The sequence below is a fragment of the Brevundimonas sp. genome (assembly GCF_044239655.1).
Lineage (GTDB): Bacteria > Pseudomonadota > Alphaproteobacteria > Caulobacterales > Caulobacteraceae > Brevundimonas.
The window spans coordinates 1-4,247 of record NZ_JBIIAY010000254.1; the positions used below are offsets into that span (position 1 = coordinate 1).

Genomic DNA, 4,247 nt, shown 5'->3' on the forward strand with positions numbered 1-4,247 from the left:
GACGCAGTGTCGGACGGCGAAGGCTATATTTCCCACTTTTTCGTGCCCGCAGGCAAGGAGGCTGCCCAATGAGCAACGATATCTATCTCGTCGGGACCGACATGATCCGTTTCGGACGGTTTGAAGATGCCACTCCGCCAAAGCTAGCCGCCCAGGCCGCTCTCATGGCGCTGGCCGACTGCGGCCTGTCGATGAAGGACGTCCAGGCACTCTACAGCGGCAATTGCTCCGAAACCATGGTCGGCCAGCGTACGCTGCAGCTGATCGGGCAGACGGGAATACCCGTGGTCAACGTGACCAACGCTTGCGCCACCGGTGCCACCGCTTTTCGCGAGGCATGGATCGCGATAAAGGCCGGCCTCTATGACGTGGTCCTTGCCGTCGGCGCCGAGAAGATGGGCAAGGGGATGCTCGTGCCCAAGAACAGCCGCGGCACCCCGATCCTGACCGAAGGCCTGATGGGATCGAGCACCATGCCTGCTGTCTTTGCCCAGATGGGCATGGAACACACCCGCAAATACGGCACGACGCTTCGCCAATTCGCAAAGGTGTCGGAAAAGAACCACCACCACAGCACGCTCAACCCCAAGGCAATGTACCAGCGGGAAACCCCGCTGGACGAGGTGATGAGCTCCGAGATGATCGCCTATCCGATCACCAAGCTGATGTGTTCGGTCAACGTCGATGGATCGGCTGCAGCCGTGCTATGTTCGGAACGTAAGGCGCGCGAGCTTGGCCTGATGGACCGGGCCGTACGGGTGCGCGGTTCGGCCCTCGCCAGCGATCCGTTCACTGAGCGCAATCTGGTGCAGGCCGATGTCAACACGGTGACTCGCTTGGCCGCACAGACCGCCTATGAAATGGCTGGGGTCGGGCCCGAAGACGTCGATCTGGTTGAACTGCATGATTGCTTCGCCACTGCAGAACTCTGCCACTACGAAAACCTAGGACTGTGTGGCGAGGGTGAGGCCGGTGCCTTCCTCGACAGTGGAGCGACGACGCTGGGCGGCAAGGTGCCGGTCAACATGTCGGGCGGCCTGCTCTCCAAAGGACATCCGCTGGGCGCAACCGGAATTGCGAACATCTACGAAATCGCAACCCACCTGCGCGGTGAGGCGGGAGCTCGCCAGGTTGAGGGCGCGCGGATCGGTCTCACCCATGTGGTGGGCTTGGGCAGTGCATGCGCGGTCCACATCCTAGAAAAGGTTTGAGCGATAAAGCCGATTGGCAATATCTAAAAGGGGCTGCGACCGTCCGGTCGCAGCCCCCTTTCGTTTCAAGTCCCAGATTTTAATCCGGGCGAAAGTGGCTGGTTCAGGTGTAAAACTTGATGGGAAGGGAATCCCAGCTGTTGCGAATAATGTGGTGGACGCGCTTGGGCGCCCCTGCCAGCTCGAGCCGCGTGAACCTGTCCAGCATGGCGTTGAGCATCAGGGCGCCTTCCATCCGGGCGAGGCGTGCACCCAGACAAATGTGCGGTCCGGCGCCGAAAGTAATGTGCCGCGAGGCGTCCTTGCGGGTGATGTCGAACTGATCCGGGTTCACAAATGCTTCCGGATCCCGATTGCCGGCCATGTACATCTGATAGACATATTGCCCAGCCTTCATTTCCTGGCCGTTCACCACGGTGTCCTTCTTGATGAATCGTGCGAAGGCGCGGGCCGGGGTCACCCAACGCAGCACTTCCTCGATCGCGTTTTTCACCAACGAACGGTCCTTGCGCAACAGCTCCCACTGCTCCGGATGCTCGGCAAACTGGTGGGCAATGCCGAGTAGGAGCGCGCGCGTGGTGTCGCTGCCCGCCGCCATCGCGGTCATTGCATAAGTTATGACCGTGGCCATAGAGACCCGGCCACCATCAAGTTCGGCGTCCAGCAGAACGGAGATAAGATCAGTGCCGCTTGGACCACCGGCGGCGCGCTCCGCCTTGCAACGGTGCACATTGTCGGTGATGTATTGCTGGAGGCTGGCAAAATCGGCGACGGCCGCCTGAAGTTCCTCGAGCGACACGTCGGCACCAAGCTTTTCGAGCTCATCACTCCAGTGCTGCACTTTGGCGCGGTCGGTGGCCGGTAGGCCGATCAGGTTGCACGCCGCTTCGATCGGGACGGCTGCCGCCAGGTCCCACCATTCGACCGTCTGGCCATCAACAATGCCGCCCAGAAGCTTGTCGATATGGGCACGGATGGGCCCTTCGACTGCAGCCAGTGCGTCGACCGAAAATGCCGGAGTCGCGACGCGACGAAGCTCGCCGTGCCGGGGGGGATCAACGTAGCCGAGCAATTCGCCGTCCTTTGGCCAGAACCCTTCGGAGGGGTTAGCATCGCCCGCCTGTTCGCGAAACTTGATTTCGCTGGGGAAAATGCCGCGCTCGTTGCTGAAGATATCCGCCTGGACCGCAATCTCGCGAATGTCACGATGCCGCGTGATGCAATACATGTTGAGCGGTTCGTAAAAATAGAACGGCTTCTCCTGCTGCATCCACGCAAAGGTGGACCAAGGATTGTTCACGTAGAAATCCGGATCCTCGATCGGAACTTCACGTTCGGCAATTGCGGCGTCAGCCATTTCCATGCTCTCCAAATCGCCCCCACATTACACAGGTGACCTTTCGTCAGTTTATCAATTGAGCTGAAGCTTTGCAAACACTGACGCAGCGTTTGGACGTCCCTGAGCAGCCGCGTAGAAGCAATTCAGCGGGCGAAATTGCGCAAAGGACATTGTATCCCCCCGTTTTTCTGCATCCCCCACCGTTTATTGATGACTCTTCCTCCTAAGCTTGGCGAGATTGCCTATGTCGCGAGCATGACCAAAGCCGACGATTTCATCAGCTATGTTCTCACGGGCCACGACTTCGTGTATGTGACAGCCGAGTTCCACTCTCGGCATCGTTTCAAATCAAGCACAGCAACAGACGACAAGGCCCGCATGGGGCAAACCGTGTAGGCCTTTTCATAAGGCCCCGACGTAGGCCTGATTTGAAAATTGCTCAGCCGATGACCAGCCGTTCCATCTCTCGACGCTCGCCCTGATAGTCGTTCACAGCGAAGTGCCAGGTCTGAAGATTGTCCCAGATGACAATCGAACCTGGCTGCCAGCTGAAGCGGCACTGATACTCTGGCTGCAGACAGTGGGTGTAAAGCGCGTCGAGCAGGCCCGCGGACAACTTGGCAGTCCAGCCATCGAACTTCACGACATAGCCCGGGTTGAGAAACAGCACCTCTTCGCCGGTATCGGGCAGGCGGGTGACAGCGGGATGGATTGCCGTCTTGTTTTGCGCTTCGCCGGACGCCCGGGGCGGACGCTCTTTGAAGAACTGCGCAGCATAGCGACCGTCTCGGATGAGATAAGACCGCGAATGGAGGGCGCGGAGCGATCGCAGGGTATCCTTCGTCCCTTCTGGCAGGCTGGCGAAGGCAGCCTTGGCGCTGAGGAACAGGGTATCTCCGCCCCACTTCGGAACCTCGATCGCCCGCAGCATCGTGTAGCGCACTGGCGCTGCCAGATAGGTATGGTCCACATGCCACATGTCGCCGATGCTGGTAACGTGCCCGGCTTCCTTGACCAAACGGCCAACCTGTGGATAGCCATCGACGTGATTGAGGGTATCGTTATCTTCCAAGGTGCCGAACTGTTCGCCCAGCGCGACATATTGGTTGACGGTCAGGTCCTGATCGCGGAAGATTAGGATGCCGTGCACGCCCAGCGCAGTTCGCAGAGCCGCGTAGGTTTCCGGAGACTGCGGCAGTGAAAGGTCGATATTGTCGACAGCTGCGCCGACAAAACCACCCATCGGCGTGATTGTGTGCGTGACGGTCGAGGTGAGAAGGCATGATTGCGGCACGTCGAGCTCCTTCTTGTCAGGAACGGTTCCTACCCCATCACGATGCTTGGTTTTAGTTCGGATACTGCCCTCACTGATGTCATTTCGACACCAATGAGATCCCCTTCAGTGGCCAAGAAATACAGGATCGCGTTTTTCGCGGAACGCGGCGGCCGCTTCCTTGACGTCCTTCGTTCGCACGCAGCGTGCAGCGTTGTAAGCCTCGCGCTCGCAGATTTGTTCCAGCGTGCCAGTCTCGGCCGCAGCGAGGTTCTGCTTTATGTAGCGAAGCGCCACCGATGGCCCGTGCGCAAGCCGCGAGGCCATTTCCAGACCTTCCGTCTCGAATTGGTCACGCGCGATGACGCGATTGGCCAACCCCAGCCGCTCAGCCGTGGCGGCGTCAACCTTTTCATTGAGCATG

4 protein-coding genes are annotated in these 4,247 nt (G+C 59.4%); 1 reads left to right on the forward strand and 3 read right to left on the reverse strand.

Annotation, left to right across the window (positions count from 1 at the left end; translation table 11 throughout):
• Nucleotides 1-68 precede the first annotated feature (68 nt).
• Entirely contained in the window at nucleotides 69-1,211 is a 1,143-nt protein-coding gene (locus tag ACILQR_RS17730; protein ID WP_395652686.1) for a thiolase family protein, read from the forward strand.
• Between the two features lie 103 nt (nucleotides 1,212-1,314).
• On the opposite strand, the gene ACILQR_RS17735 is transcribed toward ACILQR_RS17730, so the two are convergent.
• From ACILQR_RS17735 to ACILQR_RS17745, 3 genes are all read right to left on the reverse strand, one after another.
• A complete protein-coding gene (locus ACILQR_RS17735; RefSeq protein WP_395652687.1) occupies nucleotides 1,315-2,568 on the reverse strand; it encodes a cytochrome P450 in 1,254 nt (417 codons plus the stop codon).
• A 421-nt stretch (nucleotides 2,569-2,989) separates the two neighbouring features.
• Complete coding sequence (locus ACILQR_RS17740; protein WP_395652688.1) at nucleotides 2,990-3,844, reverse strand: TauD/TfdA dioxygenase family protein; 855 nt, start codon at nucleotides 3,842-3,844, stop codon at nucleotides 2,990-2,992.
• 105 nt (nucleotides 3,845-3,949) lie between these two features.
• A partial coding sequence (locus ACILQR_RS17745; RefSeq protein WP_395652689.1) for an enoyl-CoA hydratase-related protein occupies nucleotides 3,950-4,247 on the reverse strand: 298 nt, incomplete at its 5' end.

Bases quoted from the DNA above. Each gene is read 5' to 3' on its own strand.
- ACILQR_RS17730 (WP_395652686.1), top strand. From the start codon at position 69: ATGAGCAACGATATCTATCTCGTCGGGACCGACATGATCCGTTTCGGA.
- ACILQR_RS17735 (WP_395652687.1), bottom strand. From the start codon at position 2,568: ATGGCTGACGCCGCAATTGCCGAACGTGAAGTTCCGATCGAGGATCCG.